This window comes from Microcoleus sp. T2B6, assembly GCF_036700475.1.
Lineage (GTDB): Bacteria > Cyanobacteriota > Cyanobacteriia > Cyanobacteriales > Microcoleaceae > Microcoleus.
In genome coordinates this window covers 1-17,424 of record NZ_JAUBOZ010000086.1, presented here as the reverse complement: position 1 = coordinate 17,424, position 17,424 = coordinate 1, and the positions used below count along the sequence as shown (strand labels likewise).

16 protein-coding genes are annotated in these 17,424 nt (G+C 45.9%); 7 read left to right on the top strand and 9 right to left on the bottom strand.

Annotated features, from left to right (window positions below):
- Positions 1-93 precede the first annotated feature (93 nt).
- From QUA00_RS27705 to QUA00_RS27695, 3 genes are all read left to right on the top strand, one after another.
- The gene (locus QUA00_RS27705) at positions 94-732 is read left to right on the top strand and encodes a hypothetical protein (protein WP_333411862.1); all 639 of its coding nucleotides are present in this window, start codon (positions 94-96) and stop codon (positions 730-732) included.
- 76 nt (positions 733-808) lie between these two features.
- On the top strand, positions 809-1,297 hold the full coding sequence (locus tag QUA00_RS27700; RefSeq protein ID WP_333411861.1) for a hypothetical protein: 489 nt from the start codon (positions 809-811) through the stop codon (positions 1,295-1,297).
- A 496-nt stretch (positions 1,298-1,793) separates the two neighbouring features.
- A complete protein-coding gene (locus tag QUA00_RS27695) occupies positions 1,794-2,546 on the top strand; it encodes a hypothetical protein (RefSeq protein ID WP_333411860.1) in 753 nt (250 codons plus the stop codon).
- Positions 2,547-2,720: 174 nt separating this feature from the next.
- Here QUA00_RS27695 and glmU read toward each other — a convergent pair whose 3' ends face one another.
- Complete coding sequence (gene glmU, locus QUA00_RS27690) at positions 2,721-4,109, bottom strand: bifunctional UDP-N-acetylglucosamine diphosphorylase/glucosamine-1-phosphate N-acetyltransferase GlmU (RefSeq protein ID WP_333411859.1); 1,389 nt, start codon at positions 4,107-4,109, stop codon at positions 2,721-2,723.
- Positions 4,110-4,737: 628 nt separating this feature from the next.
- On the opposite strand from glmU, the gene QUA00_RS27685 reads away from it, so the two are divergent.
- Both QUA00_RS27685 and QUA00_RS27680 read left to right on the top strand, forming a co-directional pair.
- Positions 4,738-5,691 (top strand): hypothetical protein, encoded by a 954-nt coding sequence (locus QUA00_RS27685; protein ID WP_333411858.1) that lies wholly within the window; start codon positions 4,738-4,740, stop codon positions 5,689-5,691.
- A 26-nt stretch (positions 5,692-5,717) separates the two neighbouring features.
- Positions 5,718-6,542 (top strand): sulfurtransferase, encoded by an 825-nt coding sequence (locus QUA00_RS27680; protein WP_333411857.1) that lies wholly within the window; start codon positions 5,718-5,720, stop codon positions 6,540-6,542.
- Between the two features lie 399 nt (positions 6,543-6,941).
- Here the strand turns inward: QUA00_RS27680 and QUA00_RS27675 are convergent, their stop codons facing one another.
- The 8 genes from QUA00_RS27675 to rfaE2 form a co-directional block, all read right to left on the bottom strand.
- Positions 6,942-8,414: an MBOAT family protein gene (locus tag QUA00_RS27675; RefSeq protein ID WP_333146165.1), complete on the bottom strand. Its 1,473-nt coding sequence runs from the start codon at positions 8,412-8,414 to the stop codon at positions 6,942-6,944.
- Between the two features lie 309 nt (positions 8,415-8,723).
- Positions 8,724-9,092 carry a hypothetical protein gene (locus tag QUA00_RS27670; protein WP_333411856.1) on the bottom strand — a complete coding sequence of 123 codons (369 nt, stop codon included), beginning with the start codon at positions 9,090-9,092 and terminating at the stop codon, positions 8,724-8,726.
- 216 nt (positions 9,093-9,308) lie between these two features.
- Positions 9,309-10,868 (bottom strand): ATP-binding protein, encoded by a 1,560-nt coding sequence (locus QUA00_RS27665; RefSeq protein ID WP_333411855.1) that lies wholly within the window; start codon positions 10,866-10,868, stop codon positions 9,309-9,311.
- Positions 10,865-11,884: an ATP-binding SpoIIE family protein phosphatase gene (locus QUA00_RS27660; protein WP_333411854.1), complete on the bottom strand. Its 1,020-nt coding sequence runs from the start codon at positions 11,882-11,884 to the stop codon at positions 10,865-10,867. Before QUA00_RS27660 ends, QUA00_RS27665 begins: the two co-directional genes overlap by 4 nt.
- Before the next feature lie 210 nt (positions 11,885-12,094).
- Positions 12,095-12,493 (bottom strand): anti-sigma regulatory factor, encoded by a 399-nt coding sequence (locus QUA00_RS27655; RefSeq protein WP_333108114.1) that lies wholly within the window; start codon positions 12,491-12,493, stop codon positions 12,095-12,097.
- A 264-nt stretch (positions 12,494-12,757) separates the two neighbouring features.
- Complete coding sequence (locus tag QUA00_RS27650) at positions 12,758-13,135, bottom strand: STAS domain-containing protein (protein ID WP_333081356.1); 378 nt, start codon at positions 13,133-13,135, stop codon at positions 12,758-12,760.
- Positions 13,136-13,190: 55 nt separating this feature from the next.
- Positions 13,191-14,060: an STAS domain-containing protein gene (locus tag QUA00_RS27645; protein ID WP_333207056.1), complete on the bottom strand. Its 870-nt coding sequence runs from the start codon at positions 14,058-14,060 to the stop codon at positions 13,191-13,193.
- Positions 14,061-14,177: 117 nt separating this feature from the next.
- Positions 14,178-14,672, bottom strand: a complete 495-nt coding sequence (gene rfaE2, locus QUA00_RS27640; RefSeq protein WP_333314212.1) for a D-glycero-beta-D-manno-heptose 1-phosphate adenylyltransferase — start codon at positions 14,670-14,672, stop codon at positions 14,178-14,180.
- Positions 14,673-15,468: 796 nt separating this feature from the next.
- Here rfaE2 and hpsJ-B point away from each other — a divergent pair.
- Positions 15,469-16,299 carry a hormogonium polysaccharide biosynthesis protein HpsJ gene (gene hpsJ-B / locus QUA00_RS27635; RefSeq protein WP_333148063.1) on the top strand — a complete coding sequence of 277 codons (831 nt, stop codon included), beginning with the start codon at positions 15,469-15,471 and terminating at the stop codon, positions 16,297-16,299.
- A gap of 86 nt (positions 16,300-16,385) precedes the next feature.
- Positions 16,386-17,303, top strand: coding sequence for a glycosyltransferase family 2 protein (locus QUA00_RS27630; protein ID WP_333148064.1), 918 nt, complete (start codon positions 16,386-16,388; stop codon positions 17,301-17,303).
- Positions 17,304-17,424: the final 121 nt, after the last annotated feature.

Here is a 17,424-nt window from a genome sequence, read left to right as displayed (position 1 = left end):
TTTAACACAGCAAACAGGGGAATGAGTTGCAGGTAGAAAATCCTCTCCTTTACAGTTGGCAAAATAACTATACATCAATCGGAGAAATAGAAAATGCCTGGAATTGCGATCGCCTTATTTTTCATCCTAGGTTTAGTTTTAAGTCTTGTTGGCTATTTTTGGGGATTAGTTCAAGCTTTTGGAGAGGAAACTATTTGGGGAGTGCTTTACTTGCTTGTCCCATTGGCATCATTGGTTTTTTATATCAAAAATTGGAGCAATAAAAAAATCAGAAAAACCTTTTTAATTCAATGTGCTGGATTGCTAATGTTTGTATTGGGAGGCATTACTACTTCAGTATTTTATGGCCAAATTTTTGTAAAAGTCTCTGACTCTGGATCTAATGTAGAGCAGGGGTATAACGAGCAATCGCCCTCTTCTTTGCCTTCTGGTTTCAACACTTCTCCATCACCCTATCAAGAGTTATCTCCTGCTTTCGAGTCAGTTCCTGCTGCCGAGCCATCTCCTGCTGTCGTAGCACCTGTTTCTGAGCCTATTTCTGCTCGTGTTGCTCCTCAAATTTCTGACTTCAAACAATCGATGAAACTCGGCTATATCTACTACGGGCAGGGAGACTATCAAACCGCTTTAATCAATTTTAACAGAGCTTTACAGCAACGTCCGGGCGACGCTTATGCTGTCAAGGCTGTTTACAACACCAAAAGTGCGATCGTCCAAACCAGTGTTAAATAATAATCCGTGCCTGATAAATTGTATACAGCGGATAGATAAGTAATTCACCTTGTTGGTGAAAATCCAAAATTAACTGATGAAAATTCTCACGCGAACACCTACTAAACTAACAATTCAAACTGCCAGCGCCTGGGATGGTTTGCTATTAATTTCTCCCTTCATTGTCATTGGACTATTGCAGATAATTTTAGCATCAAATTGGATAGGTGGAGGTATATTTCTGTTGTTTTCGCTGTCTTTGTTGGACGGCGCGATAGATGAAACATACATTTTTGATAAAACTTTTAGCAAAATGACCATTAAACGACGCGGTGTGTGGCTTCATGATGTTACCGAATGCTCAACTCGCGAGATTTCTGCGGTGGAATTAGAGGAAATAGGAGATAGCGAGGGAAATCGTAGCTATTATGTTGATTTGTGGATGTTCGGGGGCGAGAGCATCTGTTTAAGAAGCTATTCCCTAACAGAACAATACAAAATGGCTGACTTGATTCGCAGCTATATCTCGATTAACGATAATCGCACGCTTAGCAATGTATTTGCCCTACAAATCGGTGAACCCTAGCTATCGCGTAGGGAATCGCCCAAATCCATAACTAAGCTGTTGGGCATTTAAATTTTGTGTTGAGGGCGGGCTTTCGGGCCCAACCCCTACTCCTCACAAGAGTGAAAGTTTATTTGACCATGCAATTTAAATGCTGATTAGCTTAATGATAATTAAGTAGGCACAAATAAACCTGATAATGTAACAAAATGTAAACCTGTTCTCACCAGAGTGATTACTTTCCTACGGCTCGCGAAGCTAAGGTCTCATTCCCATAACATAATTAATATACTTTTAAGATTCATCTACTTTAAATCACGGAAAGCTATCTTAAACCCATCCGCAGGTAAACTCGCGAGCTTTGTTGTCGGTCAGACATTTTAGTGCTAACCTATTAGCAATATAAAAGGGGTCATGGCACAGGACGACTTCAAATAATATATAAGTTAACAACTTGGCCGATCGGGGTCAGGAAGTCGATGTGTAGCCTCAATTTTGGAATAAAAGGGTGAGATAAATGAAAATAATCAAGCAAACAGCGAGTGAATTAATAATTCAGACTCAAAGCATATTTGATTTTTGGCTCCCTAGTTGTTTATTCATGGCAGTTGGACTGATATCGCTGACTTTTGACTATCATGCAGCAACCCTGAACTGCCAGCGATTGAAGGCAAAACAAGGAAATTGCCAGATTGTGCGATCGAATTTACTGGGGTCGAACATCAAAGAAATTGAGCTGGCTTCTTTGCGGGGAGCTAAAGTTGAAAGATGCGGCTATAAAACCAGAGTTGTACTTTTGACTTCTGTTGGCACTGTTCCTTTCACTGCTAACTCCACTAATTGGGGAACCCAAGACGCTGTGGCTTCTGACATCAATTTTTTTGTTAAAAATGCAAAAAATGGATTGCTGCGCTTAAGCCAAGAGGATCACTGGTTGGGATGGACAGGAGGCATATTTTTGCTCGCAGGAATCGCAGCGATCGTCTTGAGAAATAATGAAATCTACAGCTTCGATGAAAATTTAAACACCTTGACTGTTAAACAGCGGGGTTTGTTGGCACGTAAAGTAATGGAATACTCTCTGTGCGATATTTATGGTGTGGAAGTCGATCGCACAAAAGATCGGGATCATGACATTTGGTACGAAGTCAGGCTGTTAGCTTGTGGAGGCTCTCGCATCTCCCTACCCCGCACCATGAACCCATACCAGCAAGCAAAAATCGCCAAAGCGATTAACAACTATCTGCACCAGCAAAATAAGCAAAAATAGCCGATCGCGATCGACCCGATTTCTCAAGGTTGCGGACTTACGCAGAAACCGGGTTTTTCACCAAAATCTCTTCTAGAGTGCGATCGCTTCCAGTATAAAAACCCGGTTTCTTTGGTATCCAGTGCGAAACTCGCGATTGGGTGGAAACTCATCATCTAAAAAGTGAACAATCGTTCACTTTGTAGGTTCTTTCAACTTCCAACCTGGTTTGACAACTTGCCGGGAACGGGCAATTACTAAACAATCATTCGGCACATCTTCTGTCACCACAGAACCCGCCGCTACAGTAACATCTTCGCCCAAAGTTATCGGTGCAACCAGCACGCTGTTAGAACCAGTTTTACTCCGATCGCCTATTTGAGTTTGGTGCTTGTTTTTTCCGTCATAATTCGCCGTAATTGTCCCAGCACCGATGTTGACTTTTTCTCCCAAAGTCGCGTCGCCTAAATAAGACAAGTGAGCGACATTAGTTCGATCGCCTATTTGAGTATTTTTCAATTCTACAAAATTGCCGACGCGACAGTTAGCCCCAATTTCTGCGTGTCCCCGCAAGTGGGCGTAAGGGCCAATTCGCGAATTTTCAGCAACCATACTGTCAGAAACCACCGAATAAAGCACAGTCACATTTTCCCCAATCTGACTGTTTTCGATCAAACTGCCGGGGCCGATGCGACTCCCAGAGGCGATCGAAGTATTTCCCCGCAAGTGAGTTTGCGGTTCAATTACCACATCCGGCTGCAACTCTACGGTATCGTCAATGGTGATGCTGTTGGGATCGAGCAGCGTCACTCCCGCCGTCATCCACTTGTCCTTTATCCGCGTTTGCAAAATATCGCAAGCTGTAGCTAAATGTTTGCGATCGTTAATTCCCAATATTTCTTGATAATCTTCCACATCCACCGCCATCACCGGACTGAGGAAATTTACCGTATCAGTTAGGTAATATTCTTTTTGGTCATTGTCTGCCTTCAATTCTGGCAAAATTTTCTCTAAATCCGGCCAGTGAAAGCAGTAAACACCTGCATTAATTCGGTGATTTTGCTTTTGAGCTTGTGTGCAGTCGCGGTCTTCGACAATTTGCTGGACTAAGTTTTGACTGTCGGTAAATACTCGACCGTATCCTTGGGGATTCGGCAAATTAGCTGTCAATAAAGTAGCAGAGTTTTGGTGCTGTTTGTGAATGGCCATCAATTGTTTGATAGTTTCTGCCCTCAGCAAAGGTACATCCCCATTTAAGACCAGCAAGTCTCCTTGAAATCCCTCTAAGTGAGGCAGCAATTGTTGGATGGCATGACCTGTTCCCAATTGTTCGGTTTGTTCGACAAATTCTAGGGGAGGAGATTGAAGATTTTTCCCTGATATTTCTTGACCTCGAATCAGGGATTCTTTAACGAGTTCGCCTCGATAACCGACGATGACAAGTCGCCTGGTAATTTGAATTTCTTGACAACTTTGGAGGACTCGCTCAACTAGCGATCGACCGCCCAATTCGTGTAGAACTTTAGGCAAGTCAGATTTCATGCGCGTGCCGCGTCCAGCCGCTAAAATTGCTATTGCTACCATTGTGCGATCGAGTTATTTGCTATAAAAACTTGAATATTGACTAACTGATGATATCACTCGCTGTCGGCCGATGGCACTGCGATCGCACAATTTTTTAATCTCAAATCTCACATCCGCGCGATCGAGGATTTTTCCAGGCGGATGCTGGTTGTAGGGGCGATGCTGGCAATATCTGGACTGCCGCGCCCGGTATCAAAAACCTGGTTGCAGCAACAGTATTTGGCGGCTGAGCAAGACGACTTGCATGCCTCACTAAAAACCTGAGTTCGTTTGGGGGTAAGGAATGCGAGTCTTTTCCCAAGGGCTGGGAGGGGGAGCGAGAGTGAGAATTTGCATCTTTGGGCTGGGATTTGCCACGATACATTATACTATTTGTTGAATTTCAGTTAGGGTGTTTTCAACTTTAAAAAAACTATTTCTGACTTTTTCATTAATTCTGCCTTCTATAGCAACCGCGCCCGAAGGTTAAGACGTTCTTAATTGCTGAAACATGAGCTATCATATTGCTTCTGACTTCTCTGCTAAATAACTAAAGCCTTCTGACTTTTTCCATCCGTTACATCTGTTACGTAATCCGTTACCGAACTTCCTTCTACCTTCTACCTTCTGCATTATCAGGTGTCCAGCTATGACAGAGCTTAATTTTCAGGAACTTGCCAAGCAGGGAAATCCGCAGGCCATCGCATCTTGGCTAAACAGCCAGTTGCAATCTGAAGGCATCACAGCCTCGGCAAATCTCGACGGCGATTGTTTGGATGTAATTCTTGAGGCCGAGCAAGTACCGAAAGAAGATACATTAGTTGATTTTGTTCGCACCGAGCTGACGAATTTGCAGCCGGATTCGATTCGCAAAGTGAAGGTGGATGGCCGAGAAAGCGGTCAGATTGCTGCTGCTTGGAGTCAAGAGTTTAGTTTAGAGAACAGCACTTTTGAACAACAGAGCTTTGCAGTAGAATCTGTGCCAAATACTGCGGTTGCTAATATGGACGATCGCACAGAGATGGAGAACAATTTTGAGGAGGAAAAACCGCCGGAACTTGCTGCTTTTGAGAACCGGCTGCGATCGACTTTCATTGTAGTCGGGCTAGTAACGGGTATGTTGGCGATCGCCGTGGTGGCGTTTGTCGGTAAAATTTTGAACCAGCCAGCAGCAACTGCTGGGAATAATCCCGATGAAACAGCAGATTTAGCAACTGCACCAGATACTTTTCGAGAAGCCGTTAACAGCGCACTCACAGCAGCAGAGTTAGGGCGATCGGCAAAAACCAAGGAAGATTGGACGACAGTTATCGATCGTTGGCAAGAAGCGGTCTCATTAATGAGAAGAGTACCAGTGTCTAGCCCCAACTATCAACTCGCTCAATCAAAAGTAATCGAGTATCAGAAATATCTGCTTTACGCTCAAGAAGCAGCAGTAACTCCCCCTCTGCCAACTCCAACTCCCGCGCCCGCCGAAAAATCACCTTCGGAAAAAGCAACTCCTAAAAAATCAAATTCGCCCAAAGAAACTTCGGAAAAAGCAACTCCTAAAAAATCTCGTACCGACAAAGCAGAACCCGATAAAAAAGCTCCTTCCCGATAAATGTTAAAATATTGATTTGAAGAATTATGACTGACAACACTTTAATCGTTTCTCCTGAATGGTTAGCCACCAATACCGACAATCCGCAAGTTGTAATCATTGACTGTCGTTTTTCCCTTGCCGACCCTGAATTGGGACAAAAACAATATCAAGAAAGTCACATTCCCGGAGCTTTCTATTTAGATTTAAACCGCGATCTCGCGAGTTCAGTGGGCAAACACGGCGGTAGACATCCGCTGCCAAATATTGAAGAATTAGCTGATAAATTGAGCGCGATCGGCATTAATTCACCAGAAACTTTAGTCGTCGCCTATGACGATTCGCGGCTGGCTTTTGCCGCTCGTTTGTGGTGGCTGCTGCGATATATGGGACACAGCAAAGTCGCTTTGTTAGACGGCGGTTTCAGCGGCTGGAAAGCTGCGGGCTATCCGGTAACAAATATTTTGCCCGACCCCCGCGAGGGTAAATTTGTTGCTCACTTGCAGCAGGATTTGGCGGTAGATATTGAGGCGGTAAAAGAGCGTAAAGACTTGCCGGGAAAGGTTTTGGTTGATTCGCGAGAAAGTGAGAGATATGAAGGTTTGCGGGAGCCGATCGACCCCATTGCAGGTCACATTCCGGGTGCGGTTAACTATCCTTGGCAAGGGGTGACGGATGAAACTGGAAAAGTGCGATCGACCTCGGAACAAAAACACCGGTGGACGGAATTAGAAAAAGCGGAAGAAATCATCGTTTATTGCGGTTCTGGGGTGACGGCTTGCGTCAATTTACTGTCTTTAGAAATCGCCGGAATTCCCGATGCTAAACTTTATGTCGGTAGCTGGAGTGACTGGTGTTCTTATCAGTTGTAGCCTGCAGGAGCGAGATGATTGTTGAGTGTTGACTGTTGACTGTTGACTGTTGACTGTTCACGGCGTCAACCGTCAACCGTCAACCGTCAACATCATGCCGGTGTAACCGGAAATGATATCAAAGCGAAATTCCTCGCTATGAGGACTAATGAGTTCTTCAGTCCTCTTTGAGAGGACTTTAGCTATGAGACAGGGAATTCATTCCCTGGCGGACTGTTGGGTGAGCGGGAGGACTGGCGGACTAAAAGCTTAAGTTGACACTAATAGGTAGCGGGTAATCACTTCCACTGACATCTTGCACCCTTGTCAAGAACAGGCTTTCCGGCCTGTTCCACAAGAAAATCTACTCTTTGTGGAACAGGCCGGAAAGCCTGTTCAGAAGGCGAATTAAACAATACCCTAAAAATCAAAATAAATATAAGGCAAACCGCCTTCGGGAGCCAACAGCCAAACCGCATACAAACAAAGCGGCACTAACACCAATTTCATCGGCCAATTTAACTCCAATTTCAAACCCCGACTCAACGCATAATTCCCCAGCATCGCCACAGCCAAAGCAGCCAACATCCAAGCTAAACTCACTCTATCTAAACCCAAAGCTTCTACATAAACTTTCTCAGCAAACTGCACATCAGCAGTGTGTCCCCACAAATGCGAAATCGCCCATCCAGAATCCTTTAAATCGGGAAGTCGGAAAAATATCCAACTACCAAAAACCATCGCCTGAGTCCACAGCCAACCGATCGCAATACCGATCGGATTTTCCCACAAAAACTCAATCCGCAACCGCTTAAACAGCACATCAGTCAGCCTGTGAACCGCCAAAGCTAAACCGTGTAAACCCCCCCACACAATAAATCCCCAAGCTGCCCCGTGCCAAATTCCCGCAATTAACATCACGATCGACAAATTCAGACAAGTGCGCCACAAACCGACTCGCGAACCGCCCAAAGGAAAATACAAATAATTGCGTAACCAATCGCCTAAAGTCATGTGCCAGCGTCGCCAAAAATCAGCTATGCTGGCACTAAAATAAGGAAAATCAAAATTTGGTGGCAAATACCAACCCAGCAGCAAAGCAGTACCGCGCGCCATGTCCACATAGCCACTAAAATCGAGATAAAGTTGCAGCCCGTAAGCCAAAATCGCCAGCCACAAATCCTCGCTACCCGCCCGCTGCAAGTTGGTAAAGCTTAAATCGACATAAATTCCCAAGTTATCTGCGAAAAGACCTTTTTTTACTGCACCAAAGGCGATCGTCCAAAGTCCCTCAGAAATGCGATCGGGCGTCGGAAATTGCTGGGTTTTCAGTTGATAGATCAAGTTGTGATACCGAGTAATCGGGCCGGAAATCAGTTTGGGAAAAAACAACTTGTAAGCAGCAAAGTGCAGCAGCGAAGTAGCAGCAGGCGCGCCTCGGTACACGTCAATCAAATAAGCAATGCACTCAAAGCAAAAGAAACTCAATCCCAGGGGTGCAATGACGTGACTTTTCACCCAGTCAGCCCCGTCGATAGCTACAGGCCAATTTAACAAAGTGCCGATCGAACTCAATAAAAAAGGCACATACTTAAAGCCCAGAAGCAGCAACACATTCAGACAAATGCCTATCCACAGCAGCAACAAACGGCGGCGGTTCCAAGATTCATTAGCAATCCGCCAATCCAGAGGTTCCCCAATCGCCATCGCCAAGCAGTAATTAAACAAAGCACCGACTAACAGCAGAGGAATGTACCAAATTTGCAGCGAAGCATAAAAAATCAAACTACCCGCCAACATGATGAACAGCCGCCACCACCGCAGCGGAACCGACCAGTAAGCCGCGAACAAAACTAACAGAAACAGCGCATATTGAAGGGAGATGAAAGTCATACCATTTTAGATTTTAGATTTTAGATTTTAGAATTGGGAATGGCTTATTTGGTATGGGTTTGGATTACTGGCCTACTGTTGCATTATTTTTATTAATCGAGACTTTGCTAAGAACGAGATTTATCATGGATTTTAGCCGATCGCCGACACGAAAACAGGCCCTCGGTAAGTCCCTACTATATAGTCGGCAACTGAGAACTGCTACATTTTACAGCACAAAGGTTAAATGCTGTTGCAAATTCAATAAATCTTGTCGTGTATAAATTAACTCTCTTACGAACCATATAAAATTCGGTGAAAAAAATATAATTAGGTTCGCAGCATCGGACTTCTGTTCTCAACAGCTACAATTCCTGATATCGTTTCCCTTCGCATCGGAATAATATTTTTCATCACGATAGCAGGTATTTGACAAGTAGTTCGATCGCATTTAAACCCTTCCAAAACCTCAAATTCGGTCAGATACGGTATGATAATGTCGATAAAAATTGCTTGCGGTTGCTCAAAGAGCAGCCGGGAGCATCTCATATTTGTAAAAATACTTCTTCTGGCTCCTTCCTTCTTCTGGCTCCTTCCTTCTTCTTCTTTCCTTCTGCCTCTTTCCTTCTGCCTCTTTCCTTCTGCCTCCTGCCTCCTGCCTCCTGCCTCAAAACTCCAATTTCTAGCGGAGGGCTGCAAAGGTGAGATGCTCCCGAGCAGCCGAACCCCAACCTTCAGCACCCAGGGCTGTTTCATTCTCTTGTAGGGGCTGCCCCCCGTGGCTGCCCCCCTGTCCCAAACGCCTGTGAAGTCGTCTGTGGGGGGGTAGGCACGGGGGGGTAGGCACGGGGGGGTAGGCACGGGGGCACTACCCCTACAAAAGCCTGATTTTCGTGATAATGAAACCGCCCTGCTTCAGCGCCGTCGGCGACCTATATCGCAGTACAATGAATTTCTGCCAGCAAGTTTTTCAGCAAATACCGAAAAACTATCTTCATCCTCCCCAATCAAAACTTTGGCTGCTGAATCCCCCGCTGGCGATGATTCGGAACCCCGCAAGCTACGAGAATTCGCGCTTGTCAGCGGTATTTCATCTGCCTTAGCAGGGGACATTTCCAAAGGGTTTTCTTCCTCTCCCGGATACAGAATCGGCAGTGTGACAAAAAAAGTCGAACCCACTCCAGGCGAACTTTGGATTTCAATACTTCCCCCTAGAAATTCCGCCAGTTTTTTGCACAGAGACAATCCCAATCCCGTGCCTTTTACGCCCTTCTGCAAGGGATTTTCTATTTGGACAAATTCTTCAAAAATCCGCCTTTGGTCGGCTGGGGGAATACCCATGCCCGTATCTGCTACTGAAAAAGTAACTGTCCCCTCCTCTCCTATTTCCGCAGCAACTCGAACTTCACCTGCTTCGGTAAATTTGAGGGCATTAGAAATCAGATTTCGCAAAATCTGAGAAACTTTTCCCTCGTCGGTTGTGAGGATTGGAAGTTCGAGAGTATCTTCAAAAATTAGAGAAACGGCAGAGTTTTGGGGAAGCAGGGGGCGCATCATTCCTCGCAGGGCGCTGAACAAATCTTCGACTTCAAAATCAGCCAAGCGAACAGTTAGTTTTCCGGCTTCCACTTTGGCTAAATCTAACGAGTCGTTGACAAGTTCTGCGAGAGCCTCGGCGGATTTGTAAATGTAATTTACTTGCTTGTCCTGTTCGGCTGAAAGTTCTCCGTCGAGGCGATTTAACAATATTTCCGAAAGGCTCATAATTGCCGTTAGCGGAGTGCGAAACTCGTGGCTCATATTGGAGAGAAAGCTGGTTTTGAGTTCGCTGGCGCGCCGGAGAGATTCGGCCTTATCGTTCAATTCAGCGTAAAGTGCCAGGACTCCGCGATTGGTATCTTCTAGCTGTTGATTTAATTGTACGAGTTCTTCTTGACGCTGGCGGAGTTCGTCTAAAGTGCGTAGTAATTCTTGATTTTGCTGCTGAATTTCGGCATAGGGATCTTCGGGAATTTGGCGCGCTAGTTTGTCAACTAATTGATTTAGTTCGATCGCACTCAGCGCAGGCATATGTTTGGAAAACTGCTTAATTAATTGTACAGCCGTTCCGCGATCGGGCCGAGAGTCGATTTTCACTTCGTCCATCAACCGTTTCGCTGCTGCTAAACCGAGTCCCGCGCCGGTTTGCGATCGAAAATTCGGGCTTAACACAGCCGGTAAATCAGCAATTCCCGGCCCGGTGTCGGAAATCCGAGTCCGAAAAATTTGGGGCGATTCTCCCTCTACAATGAATTCTACTTTGCCGCCGCCTGCATATTTGAAAGCATTGCGGGCAATTTCGGAAACTGCTGTGGCGATGCGGGTTTGTACTTGGGAATCGAATCCCAGCCATGCGGCAATTTGGCGAGCTCTTTGGCGTACTTGTACGATGTCTTGTTCAAAGCGGACTTCCGTCGTCAGGATTGGGTAACTCACGCTGCTTCTCTTACCTTGGCTACTATAACTGTCATGTCATCGCGAGTGCGTTTGAAGTCCCGGTAGAGCACGGCTGCGATTAAAGCAGGATGTCTGGAGGCTAAACCCGGGTAGCGGTTTAAATTCCACTGCGCCGCCAAACCGTCGGAGTGCATGATGAGTAGGGACTGCTGCGACCAAGGATAAACAAATTCTGCTACTTTTCGCATCATATGTCCAACTGTGCCGTTGTAGGAAACCATGCTGCGGCTTTGGTTATCTGTGACAACTACACCGCTGATGTTGCCAATTCCGGCAAAACAAACTGTTTGTTGGGTACGATCGATTTGGGCGATCGCCGCAGCCGCTCCTCTGGTATTTTTTAAAGCAGCGTGCGCCTTCTCTAAAATTGCTTTCGGCCCGAGTTTGGCGTTTTCCTCAAATACACGCACTGCTTCGCCAGACGCTTCCTCCGCCAAATCCCCGTAGCCGAGCCCGTCTGCAACTAAAATCAGGTTTTTGTCAAGGTGATTTTCTGCAGCCCACGAATCCCCGCAAATTTGCTCTCCTGCTTTTGGCAAGTGGACGACCCCAAATTCCAAGTAATTGCTGTTTTGGGATGCTTCCCGGCTATTTTGGGTCGGTTCCAGCCGCGCTAATAAGGCTGTCCCCAGTTTTGGTACAGAATGAATATCAAAAAAAGTAGAGAGGCGTTTAATTGCCCCCAGTCCAGTTCCAGGGCTTCCCGCTGTAGAAAAACCGTCCCGCATACACACCGCGACATTTGCCATTCCTTGGCCCCGGTCTAGCGCTACTATTTCAATGCTATATCCTGCCGCTGTTTTTAATGTTCGCAGCAAAAGTTCTCCTTCGCGGGCGTGCTTGACCAGGTTTTTTGCTGCTTCGGTGGTAACAATTGCCACTTTACCGCGATCGGTCTCGTTAAATCCGACTTCCGTCGCGAGGGCGACTGCAATTCGGCGCGCTTCTCCCACTTGACTTTCTTCTGTTACGGGCAGGGCTACGGCATCTATCATTTTTTATCAGTTCTCATAATGAAATCCTCCATAGGCCAACCCTCTCCGGGTATGGTGTGGGATGCCAAGAATCACTTCTTGGCTGTGCTGGTTGCTATTTATACCAATTAAAAAAATAATACAACTATACGCAAGCTCCAAACCCCGATCGTCCTCCGTCCTTCCCAATGCTTTAATCTAAAATCTCAACTCTCAAATCGTATTACTTACTCACCGCCAGCGGACGATCGCAATTTTAGTCCCCTTACCGACTTTGGAAACAATCTCAAATTCGTGCATCAACCGCTTGGAACCACTGAGCCCCAAACCCAAACCGTGATTAGAAGTATAACCGTCAGTCATTGCCAATTCGATGTCTGGAATTCCCGGGCCCTTGTCTTCAAAAATCAGCCTCAGCCCTTTGCGAGTGCCTAATTGCAGCGTTTCGAGAGTTACAGTTCCCCCTTTGCCGTACTCTACAGTATTGCGGGCGAGTTCGCTGGCTGCGGTAACGATTTTCGTTTGGTCTAGTAAACCGAATCCCATTGCTACAGCCCAAGTTCGCACTTGCTGTCGGACGTGGACTATATCGGATGACGATCGGATTTCTAGTGTCTCACGTTTTGACATGGCGGCTACTGTACCAAAATAGAACTTCTCCCCAAAATATAGGACTTACGCTCATCAACTTAGTTTCTCCTAATAGGACTTACGCACTTACTACGATTTTCTCTCAAAAGAGAACATAGTGCAGGAATCTCAAACCCTTGATTTAACCCCCTGGAGTGCGTAAGCCCTGTCCTAAGAAATCTTCAGTTTGTCAAGAAGGTATCTACAAACAAACTAGGTTTCTTGACTGCCTGTGCCTCATTCAGGGGACAATTAATCGACTGCTTAAGCTTGCTCGTCAAGAGACAAACCCAAGGATTTTCTTAACAAAATCATGCCCTTTTCAACGCTTAAAGCTGTGCGAACTCCTGTCAGGGAAAGCCCCAACTCAACGAGCGTAATAGCAACCGCTGGCTGCATCCCGACCACAACTGTTTCCGCATCTAAAATTCGTGACATACTAGCGATATTGTTGATAATGCGACCGATAAAAGAATCCACAATTTCTAGGGAAGAAATTTCTATCAACACACCTTTGACGCCTGTTTTGACAATGCGGTTTGTCAGGTCATCTTGCAGCGTCATTGCTAAGCGATCGTGCATATCTACTTGAATTGTTACTAGCAAAAATTCTCCCATTTGAAGGATCGGTATTCGTTCCACAAATTCACCTATGTGTTAAGCTTTACTAAAATTTTCATCTCAGACTGCAATATGTTTATTTTTCCTCTTTAATATTTTTTATAGTTAAACCTTGGCGCTGCAACGCGACTTTAAAAGCATCTGCTAAAGTAGCTTTTGTGAGAATATCCTGCAAGTCAACTCCCAAGTGAACTATGGTTTGAGCTATTTGCGGGCGAATGCCACTGATGATGCACTCAGTACCCATTAAACGGGCGGCAGCTACAGTTTTTAATAAATGTTGAGCAACTAAAGTGTCAACAGTCGGCACGCCTGTAATGTCTAAAATCGCAAATTCTGAGCCGCTTTCCATGATTTCCTGCAATAGAGTTTCCATTACTATTTGAGTGCGGGCACTGTCGAGAGTCCCGATCATGGGTAAAGCTAGAATGCCTTGCCAAAGTTTGACTACGGGTGTTGACAATTCGAGCATTTCTTGCTGTTGGCGTTCGATGACTTCTTCGCGAGCTTTGAGAAAAATTTCTGTCACCCAAAGGCCAAGCTGGTCTAATAAACTGGTGGAAAGCCAAAGTTGTTCGACAAGTGCGTCGCGGTTTTCTGTCAGTTCATGACAAAGCCGATCGAACAATGGCTTTTTGAAGCATAAAATGAAACTCGCTATCTCTGAGGGAGTAAAGCCTCTCTGAACGCGCGATCGCGAAACTTCTGCTAGTAACACCCGCATATTTTCCCATTCGGGTGTCTGGATGTCGCTAAAGTTACCGTGTCCGACTGCAATGTGGAGCAATTGCAGGAACTCTTGACACTCGGAGCGCAATTCTTTGGCTCTCATCAAGTCGTCCCGCCGCAGCCCGGTATTTTGCAGTTCTTTGAGCCAGTCTGCTAGTAACTCTGCTTTGTGTCTTTGTAGGATTTCCGCGATCGTGTTATTGCTTGTGAGTTCCATTAAAATTATCTCCTGCTTAGCAATTGGGATGAAGTTGTATGAGCTATCGCACCAAGCGTGTTTTTTGATGGGGCAACTTCTGAGTTTAGCTCACTGTTTGCTGTTTGCGATCGAGGGTTAAGTACCTAACTGCAAAATGCGTTTGACGATCGCACTGGTAGAACTCGGAACTTCTATTTCGATTAAGGAAATCTTGCCACCTCCGGCGATAACGGCCGGTGCTTCCGGCAGAGTTTCGACTTGATAGTCGCCTCCTTTAACGTATATATCAGGCTTCAGGATATTTATCAGTTTAGTTGCTGTAATTTCGGAAAAAATTACTACAGCGTCTACTGGTTTGAGGGCTGCTAACACTTCGGCTCGCTGATTTTCCGGTACGATCGGGCGGGGTGGCAATCCCGGCTGCTGCGGTTTGATAGCTTGCACGCTGGCGTCGCTATTCAATCCCACCACGAGCGATCGCCCCAAATTTTTTGCCGCCTGCAAATAGCGGACGTGACCGCAGTGCAGGATATCGAAGCACCCGTTAGTAAACACGATCGGACGCCACTTGTCCGGATCGGATGCGATCGATCTTTCAAGTTCTCTCAACGTATAAACATCAGAAATCATTGCAGTCATTACCACCCAATTTGAACAGCGCTCAAATTTATCCTACCAAAAAATGTGAGAGTTTGCACTTGCGTTATTAAAAAATAAATCAGTCAATCTGCCACTGATTAATACTTGCTTATGAGTAACTATTAATTAGTGTTTGGTAACTTACAAGCCAGAATATCTCAGTAAAAATTACCGAATGTTAAGCTGATTTATAAAACATAATCCCCCGTAAAAAATAGCTACTCGTCTATCTGTGACTGCCATATCCTGCTGTTGGTAATTCGAGGTTAAAAAGGTTGGTAAACAATTATTTATTCCCGCCCTCTCTTATATCAATTACTATAAGACAAGGGATGAGAGTTCCACCGCATCGGGCAGGCGATCGGGGAGTGAGAGCCCTAGGGGGTGAGACCCAACAAAACGCGCTCCTCCTGTGTCTCTTATTTCTGACACCGCCGCGCGAGCGAAAGCTAGTTAAAAGCACCGAACCCAAGCGTGCAGAGCTCATCTTTACGCTGGATTCGTCAGACTAGAGAAGAAGCCAGCAGTTGCTTGCTGCAGTTTCTGGGCGCTATCTTGACCAAGCTTTACAGCCAACCCAGAAGCGCACAGCCTCCTGTGTCCAACTCTATATAGCTGTGCAGAAACTCGACCTTTTGGGTCGCAACCGCAGCCTGTGAAAACCCAGAGGAAAGTCGAGTTCGGTACCCGAAGCAGCTATTTTGGTGGAAAATAGCTAAACTCGTTCAACAAAATCCACTCAACTACCCCCTTGAATCTAACGGTGTAGAATTATCTAACACGAATTATGAAAGCAAGTAATAGCCGTCAATTTTCTTCAGTAGCTGCTCGAACTCTCAAAGTAGTCGGGATTATCTTGATTCTCTCTGCTTTGCTTGACTGCATTGTTCTGTCGCTGCCGGGAGAAACTTCAGACCTTCTCAATCGAGGCTGGCAGTTGACTGCTGCAACTCAGATAGTTGACAAGGGCATTATTCCTTTGATCGGTATCGCCCTCCTGATGACTGGCTTTTGGGTTGACAGCAGCAGTGGAGTCTCTATTGAGCGACGCAACGTTTGGCTGGACTTGCGATTCTGGGCGCTGTTGATTTCCAGCTTGTTAGGTCTAGTTTACCTATCTCTGGTTCCCGTTCACCTCAACAATACTCGTTTGGAACTCAAGGATGCTCTGGCTCAAGTCGATCAAGAAGCGGGACAAGCGGAAGGTCAGCTTGAGGCACAACTTAAAAGCCCTCAATTTAAAGCTCAGGTAGAACAGCTCAAAAGCGAGCGTCGCAGCCAGATAGGGGCGCTGCTGCAAGACGACGGGAAGCTGCAACAAGCACTCAAGAGTCCAGAGGTTCCCAAGGAATTGAAAGCTGTGCTTGAGGAGTCGAAAAATGACCCGAAAGCCCTCGACAAGTTCCTGGAACAGCAAGCTCAATCACTTCCCACTCAAGCTCGCAACGAGATTCGCACCCGCAAGCAACAAAAAGAGAAAGAGTTAAGAACTCGATCGAGAAATTCGAGTTTGCAGACGGGAATCAACAGTTTGTTGTTAGCGATAGGCTACATTACTGTTGGTTGGACGGGATTGAGAAGTATGGGAATTCTGCGGTTCGGCCGCCGCAAAAATTGACCAGCGCTGGCAGGGATCGCGCTGGTCGAGACATCCCTGAGAAATAGTTTGTTTACCCAATAGTTTGCCCTTACTCAAAGCTGGGAATGTTCTCAATTTATATTCTGACTTACAACGAAGAGATTGATATCGCCGCTTGCATTGAATCTGCACTGCTTTGTGACGATATCATTGTAGTTGATTCTTTCAGCACCGATCGCACCCTTGAGATTGTTCAGAACTATGCCGTGCAAACAGTGCAGCACCGCTTTGAAACTCACGGACGCCAGCGGACTTGGATGCTCCAAGAAGTCCCGTGCAAGTACGAATGGGTTTACATCCTCGAAGCTGACGAGCGGATGACGCCTGCACTGTTTGCTGAATGCTTAAAGGCGATCGAAAGTCAAGAATATATCGGCTATTACGTAGCTGAAAAAGTAATATTTATGGAGCGCTGGATTCGTCGCAGCACTCAATATCCCCGTTATCAAATGCGTCTCTTTCGCAAAGACCGAGTGTGGTTTACTGACTACGGTCACACTGAACGGGAAGTCTGCAACGGGCCTACTCACTTTTTGAAGGAAACTTACCCTCACTATACTTGCAGCAAAGGTCTTTCCCGCTGGATTGAAAAGCACAACCGCTACTCGAATGACGAGGCGGCTGAAACTCTCCGTCAATTAGAAGCCGGTCAAGTAAATTGGTGGGATTTATTGTTTGGCGCATCGGAGGTGGAAAGGCGTCGCGCTTTGAAAGATTTTTCTTTGCGCTTGCCTTTGCGGCCTGTGGTGCGCTTTTTCTATATGTATATTTTACTGGGCGGATTTCTTGACGGCCAAGCAGGATTGGCTTGGTGCACGCTGCAAGCTTTTTATGAATATCTAATTTTGCTGAAAGTTTGGGAAATGAAGCATCTACCACTGCCAACTTTAGAGGTAGCGGCAGAACAATCTATTTCGGAAGTAGTAACAGTTGAGCCGTCAAAAGTTTCTTATAATCTTGGCGCTTCCGATACTCGAACTTAAAAATTGGTAAGAGGTACGCTGGCCTAGCGGTAGTATTTGGAACTTGTAAGCTGTGGAGCATTTAAACCAGTAACGAGGCTAGTAGGGTGCGTCATTCGCGAACCCTTACGCTGAAACGGAA